Source organism: Empedobacter sp. GD03861, from assembly GCF_029840885.1.
GTDB classification, from domain to species: domain Bacteria; phylum Bacteroidota; class Bacteroidia; order Flavobacteriales; family Weeksellaceae; genus Empedobacter; species Empedobacter falsenii_B.
This window is the reverse complement of sequence record NZ_JAOCDJ010000013.1, coordinates 14,324-35,898: the sequence shown is the minus strand read 5'-3', so window position 1 is coordinate 35,898 and position 21,575 is coordinate 14,324. Positions and strand designations below refer to the sequence as shown.

Here is a 21,575-nt window from a genome sequence, read left to right as displayed (position 1 = left end):
TTTATGTATTACAATTCTAAAGCTCTTTTAGCGTCACCTCCCATTAATACGTTTAATGGATCTTCTACCGCTTCTTTAACAGCAACTAAGAATCCTACAGATTCGCGTCCGTCGATGATACGGTGGTCATAAGATAAAGCAACATACATCATTGGAGCGATAACAATTTGTCCGTTTTTAACAACTGGACGCTCAACGATATTGTGCATTCCTAAGATACCTGATTGAGGTGGGTTGATGATTGGTGTAGACATCATAGATCCAAATACACCACCATTAGTGATTGTAAATGTACCTCCTGTCATTTCATCAACAGAAATTTTTCCGTCACGTACTTTGATTGCTAAATCTTTGATAGATTGCTCAACACCACGGAAAGTTAAGTTTTCTGCATTACGTACAACTGGCACCATTAAACCTTTTGGTCCTGATACTGCAACAGAAACGTCAGCAAAGTCAAATTTTACTTGGTAGTCACCGTCAATCATAGAGTTTACGTCTGGGTATAACTCTAATGCGCGTGTAACTGCTTTTGTAAAGAAAGACATGAATCCTAAACCAACACCGTGTTTAGCTTTGAATTCGTCTTTATATTGGTTACGTAAAGCAAAAATTGCAGACATATCAACTTCGTTGAATGTAGTTAACATTGCAGTTTCATTTTTAACAGAAACTAAACGTTGTGCAATTTTACGACGTAATGATGATAATTTTTTCTCTGATTGAGCACGAGTTCCTTGAGTAGAAGTTCCCATTGCTGGTGTAAAACGAGCTGCATCATCTTGAGTGATACGTCCGTCACGTCCTGAACCTTTTACTTGAGAAGCATCGATACCTTTTTCGTCTAAAACTTTTTTAGCCGCTGGAGATGGAGTTCCCGTAGCGTAAGTTGCAGCTGGAGCAGCAGGTGCTGGCGTAGCAACTGGAGCTGGAGCAGCTTTTACTTCTTCTTTAACCTCAGCTTTTGGTGCTTCTGCAGCTGGAGCGCTTCCTCCTTCTGGTTTAGCAGCTGATGTATCAATAAGACAAACAACTTGTCCTACTTCTACAACATCACCTTCTTCCGCTTTCAAAGTGATAATTCCACTTTCTTCTGCTGGTAATTCTAATGTTGCTTTATCTGAGTCAACCTCAGCAATTGCTTGGTCTTTTTCTACGTAATCACCGTCTTTTACTAACCACGTAGCGATCTCTACTTCTGTGATTGATTCCCCTGGTGATGGGACTTTCATTTCTAACATATCTATTAGCTTTATTTTTTAATTGAATACTTTATTAATTACCTCTTCGTAAATTGCAGCCCAACGTTTACTTGAACCTGGTGCTGTTGCAGCACTTTCTGCTGGAGAAACTACGTCGAATGGATATTTTCTTAACTTACGTAAGATATACATCCAAGCTCCCATATTTTCTGGTTCTTCTTGTGCCCAAACCAATTTAGCATTACCAAATTTAGAGATGATAGCATCTACTTTTTCTTCATTTAAAGGATATAATTGCTCTAAACGAATAATTGCAGTTTCTTTATCACCTAATTCTTGGCGTTTTTTGTCTAAATCGTAGTAGATTTTTCCTGAACAGAAAACTACTTTTTTCACTTTTTTCGCATCTACTGTTACATCTTCGATGATTTCTTGGAAACCTCCATTTGCGAAATCTGCTAATGATGATACTGCTGATGGATGACGTAATAATGATTTTGGTGACATTACAACCAATGGTTTGCGGTAATCTGTTACAACCTGTCTTCTTAATGCGTGGAAGAAGTTAGCTGGAGTTGTGATATTTGCAACAAACATATTGTTACCAGCACACATTTGTAAGAAACGCTCTAAACGTGCTGAAGAGTGCTCTGCTCCTTGCCCTTCATATCCATGAGGCAATAACATTACTAAACCATTTTGTAATTTCCATTTATCTTCTGCTGCAGAAATATATTGGTCGATTACGATTTGCGCTCCATTCACGAAATCTCCAAATTGAGCTTCCCAAATAGTTAACGCTTTAGGATTTGCCATTGCATATCCATAATCAAAACCTAAAACTGCATACTCAGATAATAATGAATTATAGATTCTTAATTGACCTTGTTCATTATTGATATGGTTTAATAAGATAATTTCTTCTTCTGTGTCTTCAGTTTTTACAACCGCATGACGGTGAGAGAAAGTTCCACGTTCTACATCTTCCCCAGAAACACGCACGTTACGTCCGTCTGTTAAGATAGAACCGAAAGCTAAAGCTTCTCCTAATCCCCAGTCAATTTTATCTTCCTCAATCATTTTTCCACGTCCTTCAATTAAACGAGAAACTTTTTTGATTAATTTTTTACCTTCTGGAACTGTAGAAACAGCTTTTGCAATTTCTTTTAATTTTACTTCGTCGTAAGAAGTATTTGCTTGTTCAAAAACTTTTGCATCATCAGCTATTTCAAATCCTTCCCACTCTTCTGGCATGAAAGGGAAAATGTGATTACGCTCAATTTCTTTAGAAGCTTCGAAATTCGTTTCTAATAAAGCTTTAAATTCCGCTTCTTTTTGTTTAACGATTTCTTCACCAATTACACCTTCTTTTAATAATTTATCCTTGTAAATTTCACGAGGATTTGGGTGTTTAGCGATTAAGTTATATAATTTAGGTTGAGTGAATTTTGGTTCATCACCTTCGTTATGTCCATATTTACGGTATCCTAATAAATCGATGAATACATCAGAACCGAATTCTGCACGATAATCTGCTGCAAAACGGAAAGCGTGAACTACCGCTTCTACATCATCAGAATTTACATGCATTACAGGAGACAATGTTACTTTTGCAACATCTGTACAATATGTAGATGTACGCGCATCTAAATAGTTTGTTGTAAACCCAATTTGGTTATTTACCACAACGTGTACTGTTCCACCTGTTTTGTATCCGTCTAATCCTGCCATTTGAACAACCTCGTAAACGATTCCTTGTCCAGCTACAGCAGCATCACCATGAATTAAGATTGGAATAATTTTAGAATAATCATCTTTGTAATCTTCCTCAACTTTTGCACGTGTAATCCCTTCTACAACTGCATCTACAGTCTCTAAGTGAGATGGATTTGGTGCTAAATTGATTCGGATATCTTTTCCATTCAATGCTTTGATTTGATTTGATGATCCCATGTGATATTTAACATCACCAGCCATTAAATCTGTATCAAAAGCTTTTCCTTCGAATTCTGAAAAGATTTGAGAATATGATTTTCCAAAAATGTTAGCCAAAACATTCAAACGTCCACGGTGAGCCATCCCTACGATAACCTCTTGTACGCCGTGATCTGCAGAACGATTAATCAATGTATCCAAAGCAGGAATCAAAGATTCATTTCCTTCTACCGAGAAACGTTTTTGTCCAACATATTTCGTGTGCATAAAGTTTTCAAAAGCAGTTGCTTCATTCAACTTTTCTAAAACACGTTCTTTCTCCTCCTTAGATAATTTTGGTTGATTCAAGTTTTGGTTTAACCAATTCTGAATCCAATTAATTCTTTGAGGTTCTCTTACATACATATACTCGATTCCGATAGATTCGCAGTACATGTTTTCTAAGTGTCCAATGATTTCACGTAAAGTGATTGGTCCACCGATACCTAAAATTTCACCAGCGTTGAATGTCAAATCTAAATCAGCATCAGATAAACCAAAGTTTTTGATGTCTAAAGTAGGTTCAAAAGTTCTACGCGCTCTAACTGGGTTAGTCTTAGTAAACAAATGTCCACGAGAACGGTAAGCATCAATCAAATTGATTACTTTAAATTCTTTCTGTACGTTGTCTGGAACTTGAGATACTACTGCAGGATTAACTACTGCTTGCGTTGTTTGACTAGCTTTGTTAGGAGCTGTTTGTGTTGCTGGTGCAAATAATGGCTCTCCATCATATGTTGCATTCGCAAAGTCATACCCTTGGAAAAAAGCTTTCCAACTTGGTTCAATACTATCCGGATATTGGACGTATTGATCATATAAGTCGCCTATAAACTCTAAATGAGCGGCATTTAAAAACGAAAAACGATCCATAAATTTTACTCTCTATGAGATTTAGCTACAAAAATAAACTATTTAAGGCTTTAAAAAAAATTACTTTCATCATATTTATCTTATCTCGCCATAAAAATATATTATAATCAAATAATCATTACATTTGATATAAATTTAAGAAAGATTTTACATTTAGATGAGAAATTTTCTAACAAAAAAAATAAACAAACGTTGGATTGGCTTCTTTATAATATTTGTGATTTTCGCTATTACAATATGGTCGAGTAACAAAATTGTACAAGAGCTAAAACGTGAAGAACACAAACGTGTAGAGAATTATGCGCGATCGCTAGAGTTGATAAGCTCATCAGAATTTTTAGACCCGAAAACGCAAGATTTTCTATTCAAATTAATTGAAGACAACAAATCAATCCCTGTTGCACTTGTAGACGAAAAAGGCATTATTGTAGACACCAAAAATATTGATGAATCCATCGTAAAAGATTCGGTTCAATTAAAAAAATATGTCAACAAAATGAAATCGTCGGAACAAACAATTGATGTTGAATTAATCGGAACTAAAAATTATGTTTATTTCAAAAATTCAAAACTTCTCAATCAATTACAATATTATCCACTCATCATTATTTTATTGATTTTACTGTTTTTTGGATTTTCGTACTGGTATTTCAAAACAGTTCGTGACACCGAAAAAAGTTATTTATGGGCTGGAATGGCAAAAGAAACGGCACATCAAATTGGTACACCACTTTCTTCGTTGATGGGTTGGGTCGAATTATTGAAATTGGAAGAAATCGATCAAACTTCAGTCATAGAAATTGAAAAAGATGTGGATCGGTTGAAACATATTGCCGAACGTTTCTCGAAAATTGGTTCAACTTCTGAACTCAAACAAACTGATATTATTTCAACTTCCAAACAAACAGTCGATTATATTTCGCAACGCATTTCGAAAGGAATTGAAGTAAATTTTGCTACCGATGTCGATGAATTTAACATCAATCTTAATTCTTCTTTATATAGTTGGGTTATCGAAAATTTGATGAAAAATGCGGCTGATGCCATGCAAAATAAAGGCGTTTTGGATATCGATATAAAAACGAAAGGTAAATTTGTCGAAATTTCTATTACCGATACAGGATCTGGAATTCCGACCAAATTGCAGAAAAAGATTTTTCAACCCGGCTTTACAACCAAAAAACGCGGTTGGGGATTGGGATTATCATTGGCCAAACGAATTATCGAAGATTATCACAAAGGAAAAATATTTGTTGCCAAATCATCCAAAGAAATCGGAACTGAGTTTAAGATTTTATTGAAAAAATAATCAGAAATATTACACAAAATCTTGATTATATAATGAGGTATACTTTTTGTAACTTTGTTATAACGACAACTGTTTTGTAAAATGAATAATTATGAATGCAACGACTATTGAACATGTGAATTCTAAATTGAAACAACTTCCTGAATCACTTTTGGAAGAAGTTGAGCGTTATATTGATTTTTTAACTTATAAACATAATCAAGAAACTGAATTTGAGTTAACGGAAGAACAAAAGGAAATTTTGGATAATCGACTTAACGAGCCAAAAGAAAATTTTTTGAATGCAAAAGATGTATTGAAAGAATTGCACGGAAAATATGATTTATAAGATTAGAATTTCTTCCGAAGCTGCCCAAGATATTGAACAAGCTATTTCTTATTATTCAAACTTTTCTACATCTGCTGCAAAATCATATTTAGCTGAATTGACAAAAGTTTTGGAAGCTTTGGAAATAAATCCTTTTTATCAAGTGAACTATAGAAATTTGCGTGCAAAACCTTTTAAATCTTTTCCTTATTTGGTTTTATTTGAAACTAATGAAGAAGAAAAAACTGTATTTATTTATGCAGTTTTTAATACACATAGAAATCCTACAAAATATCCAAAATAAAAAATGAGCTGAAAGTAAAACTTCAACTCATTTTTTAAATATCATTTTCTAATATCTAAATTCTAGTATCTCAGTACTAATTACTATTCTTTCACACCAATATAAATCTCAATTTCTGCATCAGCAGGATTTTGAGCTTTTTCGGTGTACAATTCGTAATCATATTTATACGTGCGATTTAGATTTGCATCATCATTCCAAATTTCTGCCCAAGTTTTTCCAACTGCTTCATGTAATTCTCCTTTGGCAATATATTTTTTGAATGTTTGTGGCTCAAATTCTCGCCCAACCATCCCTTCTGGAATTTCATCTAAAGAAGAAACTCCTAAACCAATAATCGTCGTATATTTTCCTGTAAAATCACTTTCGTAATCTGTGTAAACAGAATAAATATTAGAACTAATTGCATTTGGAATTTTAGTCATTATATTCTCACCAAAAAATTGATTCCACAATTTTCCTAAATCTTCAATCGCTTGACTATCATTATTAGACGTTTGAGTTGCTATTCCTATAATTTTTAACTTATTCATTTTTAAAGTTTTTAAAATCCTAAAATCATTTTCGCAATCGAAAAGTAAATCAACAAACCAAAAATATCATTACTTGTTGTGATAAATGGACCTGTTGCAATCGCAGGATCAACACCATATTTATGCAACATAATTGGAATAAATGTCCCAATCAAACTTGCTAAAATCATCACAATAACTAAAGCTAATACAATGGTTGAGGAAATTTCGTAACTCGTACTCATTAAGAAATGTGTCGCCAATAAAAGCACAAAAGCTAATAATGTACTATTTAATAAAGCCAATAACATTTCTTTTCCTAATCTTTTCCAAATAGAACCCGAAATATTACTATTCGCCAAACCTTGCACAATAATAGCAGAAGATTGCACACCAACATTTCCTGCCATGGCAGCAACCAGCGGCGTAAAAAAGAATAATTGCGGATACAAATTCATCGCATCACTAAAACTTTGCGACACATTAACAGCTACAAAACTACCTACCAAAGCCAATAAAAGCCAGGGCAAACGAGCGCGAGTTAATTTTAAGATATTATCATCAGAATCGACATTTTGAGTAATCCCGGCTGCTAATTGATAATTTTCTTCAGCTTCTTCACGAATCACATCAATCACATCATCCACCGTAATTACACCTACCAAACGCGTTAACTCGTCCACTACAGGCACTTCGTACAAATCATATTTTTCGATTACTTTCGCAACCTCCATATCTTTTGTATAGGTCTTTACATATTGGATCTTTTCATTGTAAACATCTGCCACTTTAGTGTTCGCAGAAGTTGTCAACAAACGCTTTAAACTCAATGTTCCAAGTAATTTTTCATCTTCATCAACTACATAAATCGAGAAAACTTCTTCTAAATCCTCAGCTTGTTTTCGCATTTGTTTTACCGCTGTGATTACCGACCAATCTTTGTTAACTTTTATCAACTCTTTTCCCATCAAACCTCCAGCCGTATCTTCGTCATAGCGCAAAAGATCTACAATTTCACGGGCATGTTCTTGGTCTTCTAATTGTGCAATTACCTCATCTTTCTTTTCATCAGAAAGTTCATTGATAACGTCAACTGCATCATCGGTATCCATCTCATTGATGACATCTTCGGCAATTTCTTTTGCAGTAAGCGTTTTCAGGAATTTGCGTCGATCATCTTCTTCTAATTCAAGAAGGATATCAGCAGAAATTTCATTATCGAGTAAATCAATTACAAAAGACTGTTCTTTGGTCGAAAGCTCATCAAACAATTCAGCAATATCAGCAGGGTGCAAATCTTGCAACATCTCCTTAACTGCTTTTGCATTTTGCTGATTAATACTTTCGTTTAAATGTTCAATAAAATCTTTTGTAATTTTTACCTCCATAATCTATTTCATTCTTTTCGTTAACTCAATAAAATCTTCGACAGATAATTGTTCTGCGCGCATATTCAAAAACTCGTGATCATTTAAATCCTCAGGAATCCCCAAAGCTTTCAACGAATTACGAAGCGTTTTTCTTCTTTGTCCAAAACCAGCTTTTACCACTTGAAAAAATCGTTTCTGTTCAACTCCTTCAATTTCTGTTCGGTAGCGTTTCATAATAATAACGCCCGATTTCACCTTTGGTGGTGGTGTAAAAACGTGTTCTGGAACAGTGAACAAATATTCACAATGATAATACGCTTGAGCTAAAACAGAAAGTATACCATAATCTTTTGTACCTTTTTTTGATGCAATACGTTCGGCAACTTCTTTCTGAAACATTCCACAAACTTCGGGAACAGTGTAACGCTCTTCTAAAGCTTTAAAAATAATTTGCGAAGATATATTATACGGAAAATTTCCTAAAATAGCAATTTGTTCATCAAACTTTGATGAAAAGTCCATTTTCAAGAAATCTTCGGAATGAATTTTAAATCCTGGGTAAAATGGTTGATAATATTCTTTTAAATATTCGACTGATTCTGTATCAATCTCCACAACCTCTATATTTTTCTTTGCTTGTAAAATATATTTTGTCAACACGCCCATTCCTGGACCAATTTCTAAGACACGATCATAACCTTCCCAAGTTAACCCTTCGGCGATGTCTCGTGCAATATTTTCATCATTCAAAAAATGCTGACCTAAATGTTTTTTAGCTTTTACTTTCAAAAATTCTAAATTTTAAGTTTTCTTTAACCAACTTACCGTAGAATATATACGGAATATCTTTCTTGCGAAATAAGTTTTTTTTATCTTAGCCCCAAAATTAACCCAAATGTCAAAAACGAACGATAAATTTGAGAAAAAAAGACTGCGATCTTCTAACATCACTGTTGTGATTAGTATTTCGCTTGTTTTATTTCTATTAGGTATTTTCGGCTTAATTGTCATTAATGCACAAAGTTACGCAGAACATCTAAAAAGAGAGTTAAAAATCGAGGCATATTTTAAAGATGTCGAAGATCCAAAATTAAAAGATAAGGAGCTTGATTTACAAAAATCTTATATCGATTCGTTGAAAGTGAAGTATCCTTTTGTTGAAGCTACACAGTATATCAGCAAAGAGGATGCAGCTAAAATTGCGAAAAAAGATTTGGGTACGGATGGTAGCGATTTCTTCGAAGAAAGTATTTTCCCTGCATCAGTTCAAATTACATTGAATCCTGCATTAATACAATCTGTTGAACAAATTGATTCTATTAATAAGGTATTGGCTAAAAATCCGATTGTAGACGAAGTAAAAAGTGACAAAGAAGCGATGGTAACGATTTACCACAGCATCAATAAAATTACATTCTGGATTATGATTTTTGCTGTTATCTTCTTGGTAATCGTTGTTGTATTAATCAACAACTCTATTCGTCTGAAAATATACGCAAAACGTTTCAGCATCAAAACAATGCAATTAGTTGGAGCGCGTAGACGTTTCATTGTAAAACCTTTCTTGATAGAAGCCGCAGTTTTAGGTTTCTTAGCAGCATTTATTGCAGCTGTAGGATTAGGTTTCTTATGGTACATTTTAGCAACAAAAGTTGGTTTAGTACTTTGGAACCCAAGCTTCACTCCACTTATTATTATTTTAATTGGAATTGGAGTTGTCATTGCCGTATTTAGTACATTGTTTGCTGCATGGCGTTATTTAAGATTAAAAACTGATCAACTTTATTAATGAAATCAAATTCTATCGATACAACAAAAAAATCAGCATCTACAAATGATGCTGGTTTTACTTTTTTATTCGGAAAAAGAAATTACATTTTCATGGCAATTGGTGTTGCACTAATTGGTCTTGGATTTTTATTAATGACAGGACACGATGCCAACACAAGACCAGATGGAACGTGGGATGCAAATTATTGGAACGACGAAATCTATTCTTTTCGTAGAATTAGATTAGCGCCATTTTTAGTTGTCGTTGGTTTCATCGTCGAGATTTATGCCATTTTAATCAATCCGAATAAAGAAAAATAATGAATACTTTACAAGCAATTATAATTGCTATAATAGAAGGTCTTACAGAATATTTACCGATTTCTTCTACAGCACACATGGGATTCACAGCAGCTTTGATGGGAATGCCAGAAAGTGAATTCTTAAAAATGTTTCAAGTTTCGATACAATTTGGAGCAATTTTATCAATTGTCGTTTTATATTGGAAAAAATTCTTTGACTTCAAAAATTTCAATTTCAATTTTTATATCAAATTAGCTTGTGCGGTTGTTCCTGCACTTATTTTAGGAAAACTATTCGATGATAAAATCGAGGCTGTTTTAGGAAATCAAGTTGCTATTTCTGGAATGTTAGTTTTCGGAGGAATCATTTTATTATTTGTAGATAAATGGTTCAAAAATCCTAAAATTAATGATGAAAAAGACATCACATTAAAACAAGCAATTATCATTGGTTTTTGGCAATGTTTGGCGATGATGCCTGGAACTTCTCGTTCTGCCGCTTCTATTATTGGTGGTATGACACAAGGTTTATCGCGTAAAGCAGCTGCAGAATTTTCATTCTTTTTAGCGGTTCCGACAATGTTAGCGGTTACAGTTTATTCTATTTTTGTTAAAACTTGGGGAGAAGATACTGCAACACCAATGAAAGGTTATGAAATGATTTTACAAGATCAAAACCATATTATATTATTCTTAATTGGAAATGTTGTAGCATTTATTGTAGCATTAATCGCAGTGAAAACATTTATCGCAGTTTTAACAAAATATGGTTTCAAATTTTGGGGGTGGTACAGAATAATCATCGGAATTATTTTATTGATTTATTTCTCATATAATTCTCCAACACAAGCAGAAAAAGACAATGCCGCTTCAGTAGAAACTACAATGATTCAGCACAAATAAGATGAATGTAGAAAAAATACAAGAAGGTCACGTTTTTTTGATTGATAAACCACTTGATTGGACATCTTTTGATGTTGTAAATAAGATTCGTTGGAACATTAGAAAAGCATATAACTTAAAGAAAATAAAAGTTGGACATGCTGGGACTTTAGATCCAAAAGCTACTGGACTTTTATTGGTTTGTACAGGGAAATGGACAAAACGCATTGATGAATTTCAGGCGCAAGAAAAGACTTATACTGGTACAATTAAATTAGGTGTTACAACGCCTACCTATGATTTAGAATCGGAAGAAAATGAAACTTTTCCGACAAATCATATCACAGAAGAAATTATTCGCGAAGCAACAAAACAATTTGTTGGAGAAATTGAACAATTTCCGCCAATGCATTCAGCGGTAAAAGTAGATGGAAAACGTTTATATGAATTAGCTCGCGAAGGTCAAGAAATAGAACGTAAAGCACGTAAAATAACGATTCACGATTTTAAAATTACAAAAATAGATTTACCTTTTGTCGATTTTGAAGTGAATTGTAGCAAAGGAACCTACATTCGTTCTTTGGCTTTTGATTTTGGAAAAGCAGTCAATTCTGGTGGATATTTAACAGCACTTCGTCGTACAAAAATTGGCGAATTTGATGTCATCAATGCTGAAAATTTCGCTTTAGAAAAAAGCTATTTTGAAGAAGAAAATACAACAGAAGAAGTATAAAATCAGAAAAGCTTGAACAAATGTTCAAGCTTTTTTTAGTTATAAAGTGATTAATACTTTATTTATTTCATCGCTCACTAATTTTGGCTTTTGCATCACCATAATATGTGTTCCGCCTTCTATTTGTATTGCATCTTTGATATATTCAATCGGAAAAACAATATCTTTTGTACCATGAATATGTGTAATATTTTCTTCATGATAAGCTGTAGAATGTTCCCAGTTTACAATCTTATGAATCGACCAACTTAAATATTCTTTGTTTCGAAACTCAAAAATATCGTCAATATTATCTTTTTCTCGATCAGTATAATATAATTTTCGCATCATCATGTACGAAAATGTCCGATCCGAAGTTAAGAAACTCATCGGAATTATTTTATGCGCATTAATAGAAGCCGAAAATCGAAATAACTTCGGAAGCTCTGCCCTACTCTTCACTGTCGAAATCAGAAATGTATGTTTTGGATTGATAAAACGATTCATTTCTTGCACAATTATTCCACCAAAAGATAATCCCATCAAAAGAAAATCTTCTGTGGGATTTATTTTATCTAACAATCTTTCGGTATAATGAGCCAAAGTTTCATCTTTCTCTGGATCTAACCAAGGAATATAAACTTGCTCAAAATCTTGTTCCAAGCGTAGATTTCGAAAAGCATTTGCATTTGCACCTAATCCACTTACTTGATAAATTTTCATACCTTAATTTATAATATATCTTTTTTCTTTGAGTAATCTGTTGGACGAACCCCGATTACTTTTTGGAATGTATTACTAAACGTTGGTAAACTATTGTAACCAACCATTGTCGAAATTTCACTGATTGAATACGTATTATCAATTAATAATTGTAAAGCGCGTAACATTCTCAAAATCGTAAAATATTGAACAAATGTCATATTCAAATCTTTTTGAAATAATCGTGATAATGATCGTTCAGAGAAACCGAATTCGGCTGTAATTTTCTTCATTGTAATCGAAGAATCCATATTATCATCTAAGAATTGAACGATTTTTTTCAGACGTTCATCGTGAGGAAGTGGTAAAGCCAATCGTAAACTACTTTTGCTTACTTTAGGTAATATTTCTTTGAAAGCTTGTGCGATTACATATTCGCTTCTATTTTCTGGAACAATATCTCCTTTCCATTGGTTAGAAAATAATAAAAGTTCTAACAATAATCCATCAGCAGGATAGATTCCTACTTTTTTATAAAACGAATTATCACTTTCATTAATAGGGAAATATAAATTTCTCATAATCACCTCTGGTGTATTTGGGTGTATACTATGTTCCACATGAGGCGGTATCCACATATAGTGTCTTGCAGGTAAATAAAAGGTATCTTTTCCTATTTTTACATAAACTATTCCTCCCTCACAATAAAGAAATTGCGCTTTGTTATGTTTATGTTCTACCACGTATGCTTCCGAAATTTCCTTATGGTAACAGAAAATTGAGGTTGGTAATTTGTCAATTTCGGTTAGGTAATATCGTGTTTCGAACTTATTATCCAAATGTATATTCATAGTTTCTTTAATCTGCGAACTAATATAATAATTTATTTGATATAATGTATAATGTACACAAATAAAAGTGTCTGAAATGAATAATTATTTGACTATTTTTGATATTAACTTTTTATTAATTAGTCCAATATTTGTAATTCCCTCCGTTCAGAAGGGAACAATTATTGAATAGTATTAGAAAGAAAAAGTTGCATTATGTTGGAAAGAATAAAATTAACTGACTTACAGTCAAAAGTAATGACAGCAGAGGAGTCTGCCAAATTTTTTGAAGATGGAATGACTGTTGGTTCTAGTGGTTTTACAAGAGGAGGCGATACAAAAGTTGTATTAAAAGCTGTTGCGGAGCGTGCCAAATCTGAAAATTTAAAAATCACTTTAGTAACAGGAGCTTCATTAGGACATGGTACAGACGCGGCTTTAGTAGAAAGTGGAGCATTAAAAAAACGTTTACCATTCCAAGTAGACACTGTAATGCGTAAAAATATAAATGCAGGTAATGTTTTATTTATCGATCAGCATTTAGGTGAAACAGCCGAACATATTTTAGATGGACAATTTAAAATTAATTTAGGTGTTTTAGAAGTTGCTGAAATTTTAGAAGATGGTTCTTTGGTACCTACAACTTCTATTGGTAATAATGCAGAAATTGCTGCAAATGCAGACAAATTAATCATCGAGATTAACACATCTATCCCTACAAATATCAAAGGTATTCACGATATTTATAGTGTAGAAGAATACGGAAAACGTACACCAATTAACATCACTTCTTGTGATACAAAAATTGGAACAGAAACAATAAAAGTAGATCCTTCTAAAATTGTTGGAATTGTTTTTCACGACATTCAAGATGCTCCTGGAGACATTCAACCAGCTGATGAAGCGACTGCTGCAATTGCTCAAAACATTGTAAAATTCTTCGAAAATGAAGTTGAAGAAGGTCGTCTTACAAAATCATTAATGCCATTACAATGTGGAATTGGTAAAGTTGCAAACGCCGTTTTAGGTGGTTTAGAGCATTCAGATTTCGAAGATTTAGTAATGTATTCAGAAGTTTTACAAGATTCTACATTTGATTTAATCGATTCTGGAAAAATGAAATTTGCTTCAGCATCTTCTATGACAGTTTCACAAGAATGTTACGATCGTGTAATTGGAAACATCGACAATTATAAAGATAAAATTGTTTTACGTCCACAATCTATTTCTAACTCTGCCGAAGTTATTCGTCGTTTAGGAATTATTGGAATCAATACATCTTTAGAGTGTGATATTTATGGTAACGTAAACTCAACTCACGTTTCTGGTACTCACATGATGAACGGTATTGGGGGATCTGGAGATTTTGCTCGTAATGCATTTATCTCAATCTTTGTTACTGCTTCTATCGCAAAAGGTGGAAATATTTCGTCTATCGTTCCGATGGTTTCTCATCACGATCACACAGAACATGATGTAGATATTATTGTTACAGAGCAAGGTTTAGCCGATTTAAGAGGTTTAGCACCACGCGAAAGAGCTATCGAAATTATCAACAACTGTGTTCATCCAGATTATAAAGGTGAATTATTATCTTATTTCGAAAGAGCTTGTGCAGAAAGAGGTGGTCAAACGCCACATATCTTAGAAGAAGCGTTCTCTTGGCACACAAGATTGAAACAAACAGGTTCTATGAAAAAAGAAGAATTATTAGTTTTGAATCATTAGAATAATAAATAATAAAACTATACTTTTTTTAAAGCATAATTCAGAATTTCTGGATTGTGCTTTTTTTGTGAAATAATGTAACTTTGTTAGAAGTCTAAGAAACATGAAAAAAATACTTTTAATAACACTACCATTGACAACTTTTTTTGCGTGTCAATCTAATCAAAACGAAAATCAAAATTTAGAACAAATTGATAAAAAATCGGCTCGCGAAGTTGTTTTAACAACAGAAACAAAAGGCGATTCTGTTTTACATATTACTAAACAAAAAATTTGGTCAAACGATTTGATGATTGCAGAAAAAGTAGACACGTTGATTACGCACAAACAATATACACCTACCGATTCTACTAAAATTCCTATTTACGTAACCATTCAATAATCTATCATGAATAAAAGAGAAAAAAGAGCAAGTAAAGTAGTGACTTTAGTGTTAATTTCTTCGGTTCTTAGTTCGTGTATGAATCGTGAAGAAGCGCCCGTTACGAACAATGCGCAAAAGGTATATATGCGTGCAGATTCTACTGCGCCTTACACAGATGTCACGTCAAATTATTCGTCGCATTCAGGTGGTTCGCATCATGGCGGAATGGGAAGTTCGTTGCTTTGGTTTATGGCTTTTCGTAGCTTAACAGGTGGCGGAATGGGCTATGCAAGTCAAGGTTTGCATCAACAATCTAATGTCGGAACAAACGCAGCAAAAGCTCAAGCGTACAAAAGTCAAACTGTTCGTGGTGGATTCGGAAAATCTGCTTCTTCTCGTTCAGTTTCATCTTAAACTAATTTTATGCAATTAAAAAGAATAAAAGCTGACGAAAACTGGCAAGAAAGGTTAGAAAATATTGGCTTTGGTTATCATACAGACGAAAATAAACAAACCTATTGGGTAGAAGATTATTATTATTCGATTTCAGAAAAAGAAGCGGATAAATTTTTTGAAGCGACAAACGAATTATGGGAAATGTGCTTGAATGCTGTCGAACATGTGATTCAAAATAATCGTTTGGACGAATTTAAAATTCCAAAATTTATCCAACCTTATTTGATTGATACATGGGAAAATGATGCGCCAAGTATTTATGGACGTTTTGATTTTGCTTATGATAATGATCAATTAAAAATGTTAGAATTCAATGCTGATACACCAACTTCTTTGTTCGAATGTGGTGTTGTACAATGGCTTTGGATGGAAAATTATTTTGGAGAAACGAAAGATCAATTCAATTCTGTTCATGATAAATTAATTGAAACATGGAAAATGTTAAAACCTTATTTGAAAGGTGAAACATTGCATTTTTCTTGCGTGAGAGAATCGTTAGAAGATTTGACGAATATCGAATATATCAGAGATTGTGCGATACAAGCCGGAATTAATACCAAATTAATTTACGTTGACGAAATCGGTTGGAATAATGTCAATTTTGTTGATTTAGAAGAAAAACCAATTACAGATATTTTCAAGCTTTATCCGTGGGAATGGATGATGAACGAGTTGTTTGCATACAACATCAAAAATGATGAAATCAACGCAAATTGGATAGAACCTGCTTGGAAAATGATTCTTTCGAACAAAGCTATTTTACCAATTTTATGGGAATTGTATCCAGATCATCCATTATTATTAGAAGCTTATACAGATTCACCAAAAGAGATGAAGAATTATGTCAAAAAACCATTGTTATCACGTGAAGGCGCAAATATAGAAGTTGTAAAAAACGGAACTATTTCGGAGCAAACTTCAGGAGAATATGGTGAAGAAGGTTTTATTTATCAAGCTTTGGCTAATTTACATCATGAAGAAACAGGTTATACCATTATCGGAAGTTGGATTATTGGGCAAGAATCGTGTGGAATTACGTTCCGCGAAAGTGACCAATTTATTACAACCGATAAAAGTCGTTTTGTTCCGCATATTATTGAGTAAAATATTTAAAACCAAAAAGTCTAATTCCACTCCGAATTAGACTTTTTTAGTTTAAACAAAATCAAATAATTAGCTCAAAAATTGCAAATAGTTTAAAAATTCGTAGGTTTCATCGTATTTATTTCATAAATTATAAAAAGATTCTGTTAAAATGTTTTATCAATTAAAGGTTTAAGAAATAAAACGTTAGATAAATTTTTACGAATCAAAACCAACTAAATACAAACTAAAAAGTAGAAATATGGATTTTTTAGATGATTTGTTTAACTCTTCAACCCTTCCCACAGAGCGCGTTTCGCGTATGCTCGAAGAAGATTTGTTTTGGCAAATTATAGAAAATTCTTTGCTCAATGCCAATAATTTGCAAGATCAAGAAAAGGCTTTGGAGCAAGAATTAGAAGATCTAACTGCCGAGGATATTATTGGTTTTCAACTTCGATTAGAGTTCTATTCGTATTCGTTACATTCGCCTGAAATATGGTGTGCAGCTTGTATTATGAATGATGATACAGATCCAACACATTTCTATTATTTCAAAAATTGGATTATTTCGCAAGGACAAGAATTGTTTGAAAAGGCAATTTTGAATCCTGATAATTTAGCTGATTATTTTAACGAAGGCTTCAACGAAGATGATTTATATGAATTTGAAGATTTTCATTTAATCGCTGATGATGTTTTCTATGAAAAATTCGAACACAAGATTATTGACTTTGTAAACAAAGAATGTTTTAAATTTTATACAGAAAAATCTCCAAAACCTGAGTTTGATTGGGATGATGAAAATTTAACCAATTTGCAAATCATTTGTCCAAGATTATTCAAAGTTTTTATCGAAGATTATTCTCCAGATGATGACGAAATGGAGGATGATTTTGATGATGAAGACGAGTTTTTATAATGATAATATTTAATACCCATTTTATTCCTTCAAGGGAAGATAGTGCTCTAAGGAAAATTGTCACATTAATTTCAGTAGTTGCCTATTTCTTTTTTATATTAATTGGATATAGCGCATTCAATTATTTTTTAATTTCTGGACATATTATAGTTCAACTTTATTTTATAATTAGTAATAGTAAAGAGTCTTATGAGTTTAATAACAACAAACTTATTTATACTAATTTAGTATATAAGAAAGCGATAGATTTCACAAGCTATAGTATTACAAACGGTGAATATAAAGATTCTTATAAAAAGAAATCTAATGGACAATTAATTCAATTGTATGCTGATAATAAAATAGTTTGTCGTATTAAAGAAGTTCATAATAAATATGTGTTTGATGAGAGATTCTATCTTATTTAAAAACTAATTATCCTGAAATAAAAAAGAATGAAGATTTTGAAATAAGTTTTGTAGAAAAAGAATATATTATAATTACATCATTGATTTTCTCCTCTTTAATAATATTTATTTTATCTTTTAGCATAGAAAATTATCAGCCTGATAAAATACAAGAATACAAAACCATTAAAGGTCATATGGCTTATCAGCCAGAAATAGATTTTAGTGGAAAAAGGAAAAATCGAAAAGAATATTTAATCTTTAAATTAAAAGAATATCCTCAAATAAATTTCAATTTACAATATGAAAATTTCAATAAAATTAATGGATATGAATTTGTTAAAACAAATCATCAAAATAATTTGATTGAATTCGAAATTTTTAAAGAGGATAATGATTACAAAATCAAAAAACTGGCACAACCTTATTTTTATTCTCATTTAAATAATAAGAAAATAATATCAATACAAGCTTTAAAATATCAAAATAAAGAGTTAATACAAATCGATTTTTCAAATAAATTTCAAGGGCGATTTGATTTATTACTAATGTGTTTAGGAGTATTATTGATTGTATTGATTACATATAATATTTATTGCATAACAAGAATTTTAAAATAAAAAAAGGAACTCAAATTTGAGTTCCTTTACTATTTTGATTAAGAATATTCTTATCCTAAAACTTTTGCAACTGTAGCTCCAATATCAGCAGGAGATGCAACAACGTGGATTCCACATTCTTCCATAATTGCCATTTTAGCTTGTGCTGTATCATCAGCTCCACCAACGATAGCTCCAGCGTGTCCCATTGTACGACCTTTTGGTGCAGTTTGTCCTGCAATAAATCCTACAACTGGTTTAGTTCCATTAGCTTTAATCCAACGAGCAGCCTCAGCTTCTAATTGTCCACCAATTTCACCAATCATTACGATACACTCAGTTTCTGGGTCATTCATAAATAATTCAACAGCTTCTTTCGTTGTAGTTCCAATAATTGGGTCTCCTCCAATTCCGATTGCTGTAGAAATTCCGTAACCAGCTTTTACAACTTGGTCAGCAGCTTCGTAAGTTAAAGTTCCTGATTTAGAAACGATACCAACTTTACCTTTTTTGAAAATGAAACCTGGCATAATACCAACTTTAGCTTCCTCAGAAGTAATAACACCAGGACAGTTAGGTCCGATTAATGTTACATCTCTTTGGTCAACATAAGCTTGTACTTTTACCATATCTTCTACTGGAATACCTTCTGTAATACAGATAATTACTTTGATACCTGCTTCTGCAGCTTCCATTACAGCGTCAGCAGCGAATGCTGGTGGAACGAAAATAATAGAAACGTCTGCTCCTGCTTGATCAACAGCATCTTTTACTGTGTTAAAAATTGGTAACCCTAAGTGAGTTTGTCCTCCTTTCCCTGGAGTTACACCACCTACTACTTGTGTTCCATATTCAATCATTTGCTCAGCATGAAAAGTTCCTTCTTTCCCTGTGAAACCTTGAACGATTATTTTTGAATCTTTGTTTACTAATACAGACATTGTGATTTTTAATTTACACAAATATAAAAGGAGTTTTGCATTTTAAAAAATATTCAATGTAAAAAATACACTAAATCTTTATTGGAACAGGACAAAAAAGGATAAGATATTTATCATAAAAAAAGCCGACCAAACGGTCGGCTATAAAATATTTTCTATAGATAATTTTATTTTCTCTTGTAATCGCGAACCATTATCTCTGTGACAGCCATTTTTTTATACAATCCTCGAGCCTCTTCAGCTGGATAACCAAAATATGTTTTTCCTCCTTCCAGAGATTTACTAACTCCTGCTTGTGCTAATAATACCGCTTTTGTACCGATTGTTACACCACTTGTAATCCCAACTTGTCCCCAAATAGAAACTTCGTCTTCTACATTTACACAACCAGCAATTCCAACTTGCGAAGCAATCAAACATTTTTTACCAATAATTGTATCGTGACCAATCTGAATTAAATTATCCATTATTGTTCCTTCACCAATAATTGTAGAAGCAGAAACTCCTCTATCTATCGTACAATTCGCACCAATTTCTACATTATTTTCGATGATAACATTTCCGACAGATTTTAAACGATCAAAACCTGTTTCACGGTTTTTGTAGTAAAATGCATCAGCTCCTAAAACTGTTCCCGAACGAATAATTACATTATCTCCGATAATTGCATAATCATTGATTGAAACATTAGAATGAATCACACAATTTTTTCCAATTTTGACATGATTTCCTATAAATGCGCCTGGCTGAATAATTGTTCCTTCACCTATTTCTGCAGAATCAGAAATTTGTTTTGTAGCAGCTTCAAACGCCATAAAATGTTGTCCAATTTTGACAAAATCACGGAAAGGATCATCAGAAATCAACAAAGCTTTTCCTTCTGGACAATCAACTTCTTTGTTAATCAAAACAATTGTTGCATTCGATTGTAGCGCTTTATCATAATATTTTGGATGATCAACAAAAACAATATCTCCCGCTTCTACACGGTGAATTTCATTGATTCCTTCTACTGGAAAATTTTCGTCTCCAATAAATTTCGCATCGATAATTGATGCTATATCTTTTAATTGATGTGTTTGTGGAAATTTCATCTTTCTCTCCTTTTAAAAAGTCTACAAATATAAAAATAAAAAAGCTGTCAAAAAATGACAGCTTTAATGATTTATGAATTGAATTTCATTATTTTTTCTTGAAAACCATTGTTTTAACATCATTTGCAAACAAAACTAATTTTCCGTCTACAATTTCGTATTTATTTACATTATTAAAACGCTCTCCAAAAGCATCAGAATCTACACCTTGACAAGCCATACGCGTTGTTGCGATGTTTTTTACTGTCAATGAATTGCCTACTGCTACATAAGCTCCTGTCAAATTATTACATCCATCATTACCTGAAACCTTGTTATTTTGGAATGTTAATGTAGGTTTTTGATTTGGGAAACGATCGTCTACTGATTTTGCACTTCTATCTTTACCAATAAATTCTTCTAATTCCCAAGAACCTGCTAAAGTACCAGGACGAACAAAAGTCATGATGACAATATCTCCTTGAATTAATAATAATTTATTATCTGAAATAGAGTATTTTAATTTTCCGTTTAATTTTGAACTGAAATTAGAATCTTCTACATTTTGACAAGCTTTCATCGTAGACATCATATTACCAAATGTAATTTCATTTCCAGAAATTGTAACTCCTCCATTCAAAGTGTTACAACCATCCGAAGCATTTAACATACTATTCGAAATAAAATTAAGGTAAGGAGTTCCCATTGGATAAGCTTCTGCAATAGAACCTGCCTTCATAAAATTGATTTGGCTCAACTCCCATTTTCCTAAAATAGAGTTGTTATTTGTGTTTTCAGTATTACCTATCACGTTATTAACAGTAGAACAAGATGTTAAGAATCCTGTTGCTAAAATTGCTGAAAAAGATATTTTTAAAATTATTGATTTCATAAAATTTAATTTCAAGTTTCAGTCTAATAAACGAATATCATACCAAATCTCAAAAATGTTAAAATACATTTCTACAAAGGTT

General features: G+C 32.6%; 24 protein-coding genes. 14 read left to right on the top strand and 10 right to left on the bottom strand.

Annotation, left to right across the window (positions count from 1 at the left end; all coding sequences use genetic code 11):
• Positions 1-8 precede the first annotated feature (8 nt).
• Together odhB and N5D03_RS08505 are read right to left on the bottom strand one after the other, a co-directional pair.
• Positions 9-1,241, bottom strand: coding sequence for a 2-oxoglutarate dehydrogenase complex dihydrolipoyllysine-residue succinyltransferase (odhB, locus tag N5D03_RS08510; protein ID WP_185096030.1), 1,233 nt, complete (start codon positions 1,239-1,241; stop codon positions 9-11).
• Positions 1,242-1,259: 18 nt separating this feature from the next.
• Positions 1,260-4,049 carry a 2-oxoglutarate dehydrogenase E1 component gene (locus N5D03_RS08505; protein WP_280051368.1) on the bottom strand — a complete coding sequence of 930 codons (2,790 nt, stop codon included), beginning with the start codon at positions 4,047-4,049 and terminating at the stop codon, positions 1,260-1,262.
• Between the two features lie 157 nt (positions 4,050-4,206).
• Between N5D03_RS08505 and N5D03_RS08500 the strand changes: the two genes are divergently transcribed.
• From N5D03_RS08500 to N5D03_RS08490, 3 genes are all read left to right on the top strand, one after another.
• The gene (locus N5D03_RS08500) at positions 4,207-5,358 is read left to right on the top strand and encodes a HAMP domain-containing sensor histidine kinase (RefSeq protein ID WP_280049586.1); all 1,152 of its coding nucleotides are present in this window, start codon (positions 4,207-4,209) and stop codon (positions 5,356-5,358) included.
• Positions 5,359-5,449: 91 nt separating this feature from the next.
• A complete protein-coding gene (locus N5D03_RS08495) occupies positions 5,450-5,686 on the top strand; it encodes a DUF2281 domain-containing protein (RefSeq protein WP_125349725.1) in 237 nt (78 codons plus the stop codon).
• Positions 5,676-5,969: a type II toxin-antitoxin system RelE/ParE family toxin gene (locus N5D03_RS08490; protein WP_280049584.1), complete on the top strand. Its 294-nt coding sequence runs from the start codon at positions 5,676-5,678 to the stop codon at positions 5,967-5,969. The genes N5D03_RS08495 and N5D03_RS08490 overlap by 11 nt, the downstream gene beginning before the upstream one ends.
• Before the next feature lie 83 nt (positions 5,970-6,052).
• Here the strand turns inward: N5D03_RS08490 and N5D03_RS08485 are convergent, their stop codons facing one another.
• The 3 genes from N5D03_RS08485 to rsmA are packed head-to-tail and all read right to left on the bottom strand — an operon-like array spanning position 6,053 to position 8,640.
• Positions 6,053-6,502, bottom strand: coding sequence for an effector binding domain-containing protein (locus N5D03_RS08485; protein ID WP_114999507.1), 450 nt, complete (start codon positions 6,500-6,502; stop codon positions 6,053-6,055).
• A gap of 11 nt (positions 6,503-6,513) precedes the next feature.
• Entirely contained in the window at positions 6,514-7,869 is a 1,356-nt protein-coding gene (gene mgtE / locus N5D03_RS08480) for a magnesium transporter (protein WP_280046030.1), read from the bottom strand.
• Between the two features lie 3 nt (positions 7,870-7,872).
• Positions 7,873-8,640 (bottom strand): 16S rRNA (adenine(1518)-N(6)/adenine(1519)-N(6))-dimethyltransferase RsmA, encoded by a 768-nt coding sequence (gene rsmA, locus N5D03_RS08475; protein ID WP_038332430.1) that lies wholly within the window; start codon positions 8,638-8,640, stop codon positions 7,873-7,875.
• Positions 8,641-8,746: 106 nt separating this feature from the next.
• Here rsmA and N5D03_RS08470 point away from each other — a divergent pair, with 106 nt between their 5' ends.
• The 4 genes from N5D03_RS08470 to truB are packed head-to-tail and all read left to right on the top strand — an operon-like array spanning position 8,747 to position 11,538.
• A complete protein-coding gene (locus N5D03_RS08470) occupies positions 8,747-9,640 on the top strand; it encodes a permease-like cell division protein FtsX (RefSeq protein ID WP_221855311.1) in 894 nt (297 codons plus the stop codon).
• Positions 9,640-9,942, top strand: a complete 303-nt coding sequence (locus N5D03_RS08465; RefSeq protein ID WP_052217597.1) for a DUF3098 domain-containing protein — start codon at positions 9,640-9,642, stop codon at positions 9,940-9,942. Before N5D03_RS08470 ends, N5D03_RS08465 begins: the two co-directional genes overlap by 1 nt.
• Entirely contained in the window at positions 9,942-10,826 is an 885-nt protein-coding gene (locus N5D03_RS08460) for an undecaprenyl-diphosphate phosphatase (RefSeq protein WP_125349727.1), read from the top strand. Before N5D03_RS08465 ends, N5D03_RS08460 begins: the two co-directional genes overlap by 1 nt.
• Before the next feature lies 1 nt (position 10,827).
• Complete coding sequence (truB, locus tag N5D03_RS08455) at positions 10,828-11,538, top strand: tRNA pseudouridine(55) synthase TruB (protein ID WP_125349728.1); 711 nt, start codon at positions 10,828-10,830, stop codon at positions 11,536-11,538.
• Between the two features lie 39 nt (positions 11,539-11,577).
• On the opposite strand, the gene N5D03_RS08450 is transcribed toward truB, so the two are convergent.
• Entirely contained in the window at positions 11,578-12,240 is a 663-nt protein-coding gene (locus N5D03_RS08450; RefSeq protein ID WP_280051367.1) for an alpha/beta hydrolase, read from the bottom strand.
• Positions 12,241-12,248: 8 nt separating this feature from the next.
• Positions 12,249-13,070 (bottom strand): AraC family transcriptional regulator, encoded by an 822-nt coding sequence (locus tag N5D03_RS08445; protein ID WP_180906175.1) that lies wholly within the window; start codon positions 13,068-13,070, stop codon positions 12,249-12,251.
• A gap of 195 nt (positions 13,071-13,265) precedes the next feature.
• Here N5D03_RS08445 and N5D03_RS08440 point away from each other — a divergent pair, with 195 nt between their 5' ends.
• The 7 genes from N5D03_RS08440 (at position 13,266) to N5D03_RS08410 (ending at position 18,608) form a co-directional block, all read left to right on the top strand.
• The gene (locus tag N5D03_RS08440; protein ID WP_280049583.1) at positions 13,266-14,777 is read left to right on the top strand and encodes a succinate CoA transferase; all 1,512 of its coding nucleotides are present in this window, start codon (positions 13,266-13,268) and stop codon (positions 14,775-14,777) included.
• 103 nt (positions 14,778-14,880) lie between these two features.
• Complete coding sequence (locus N5D03_RS08435) at positions 14,881-15,159, top strand: hypothetical protein (RefSeq protein WP_038337307.1); 279 nt, start codon at positions 14,881-14,883, stop codon at positions 15,157-15,159.
• Between the two features lie 6 nt (positions 15,160-15,165).
• Complete coding sequence (locus tag N5D03_RS08430) at positions 15,166-15,555, top strand: hypothetical protein (protein ID WP_125349731.1); 390 nt, start codon at positions 15,166-15,168, stop codon at positions 15,553-15,555.
• Between the two features lie 9 nt (positions 15,556-15,564).
• Positions 15,565-16,701, top strand: a complete 1,137-nt coding sequence (locus tag N5D03_RS08425; RefSeq protein ID WP_280051366.1) for a glutathionylspermidine synthase family protein — start codon at positions 15,565-15,567, stop codon at positions 16,699-16,701.
• A gap of 241 nt (positions 16,702-16,942) precedes the next feature.
• Positions 16,943-17,602 (top strand): DUF4240 domain-containing protein, encoded by a 660-nt coding sequence (locus N5D03_RS08420; RefSeq protein WP_114999488.1) that lies wholly within the window; start codon positions 16,943-16,945, stop codon positions 17,600-17,602.
• Positions 17,602-18,009 carry a hypothetical protein gene (locus N5D03_RS08415; protein WP_125349734.1) on the top strand — a complete coding sequence of 136 codons (408 nt, stop codon included), beginning with the start codon at positions 17,602-17,604 and terminating at the stop codon, positions 18,007-18,009. The genes N5D03_RS08420 and N5D03_RS08415 overlap by 1 nt, the downstream gene beginning before the upstream one ends.
• 176 nt (positions 18,010-18,185) lie before the next feature.
• Positions 18,186-18,608: a hypothetical protein gene (locus tag N5D03_RS08410; RefSeq protein WP_280049580.1), complete on the top strand. Its 423-nt coding sequence runs from the start codon at positions 18,186-18,188 to the stop codon at positions 18,606-18,608.
• A gap of 50 nt (positions 18,609-18,658) precedes the next feature.
• Here the strand turns inward: N5D03_RS08410 and sucD are convergent, their stop codons facing one another.
• From sucD to N5D03_RS08395, 3 genes are all read right to left on the bottom strand, one after another.
• Positions 18,659-19,528 carry a succinate--CoA ligase subunit alpha gene (gene sucD, locus N5D03_RS08405; RefSeq protein WP_038337297.1) on the bottom strand — a complete coding sequence of 290 codons (870 nt, stop codon included), beginning with the start codon at positions 19,526-19,528 and terminating at the stop codon, positions 18,659-18,661.
• Positions 19,529-19,695: 167 nt separating this feature from the next.
• Positions 19,696-20,622, bottom strand: a complete 927-nt coding sequence (locus tag N5D03_RS08400) for a UDP-3-O-(3-hydroxymyristoyl)glucosamine N-acyltransferase (RefSeq protein WP_114999484.1) — start codon at positions 20,620-20,622, stop codon at positions 19,696-19,698.
• Between the two features lie 88 nt (positions 20,623-20,710).
• A complete protein-coding gene (locus N5D03_RS08395; protein ID WP_280049579.1) occupies positions 20,711-21,493 on the bottom strand; it encodes an META domain-containing protein in 783 nt (260 codons plus the stop codon).
• Positions 21,494-21,575 lie beyond the last annotated feature (82 nt).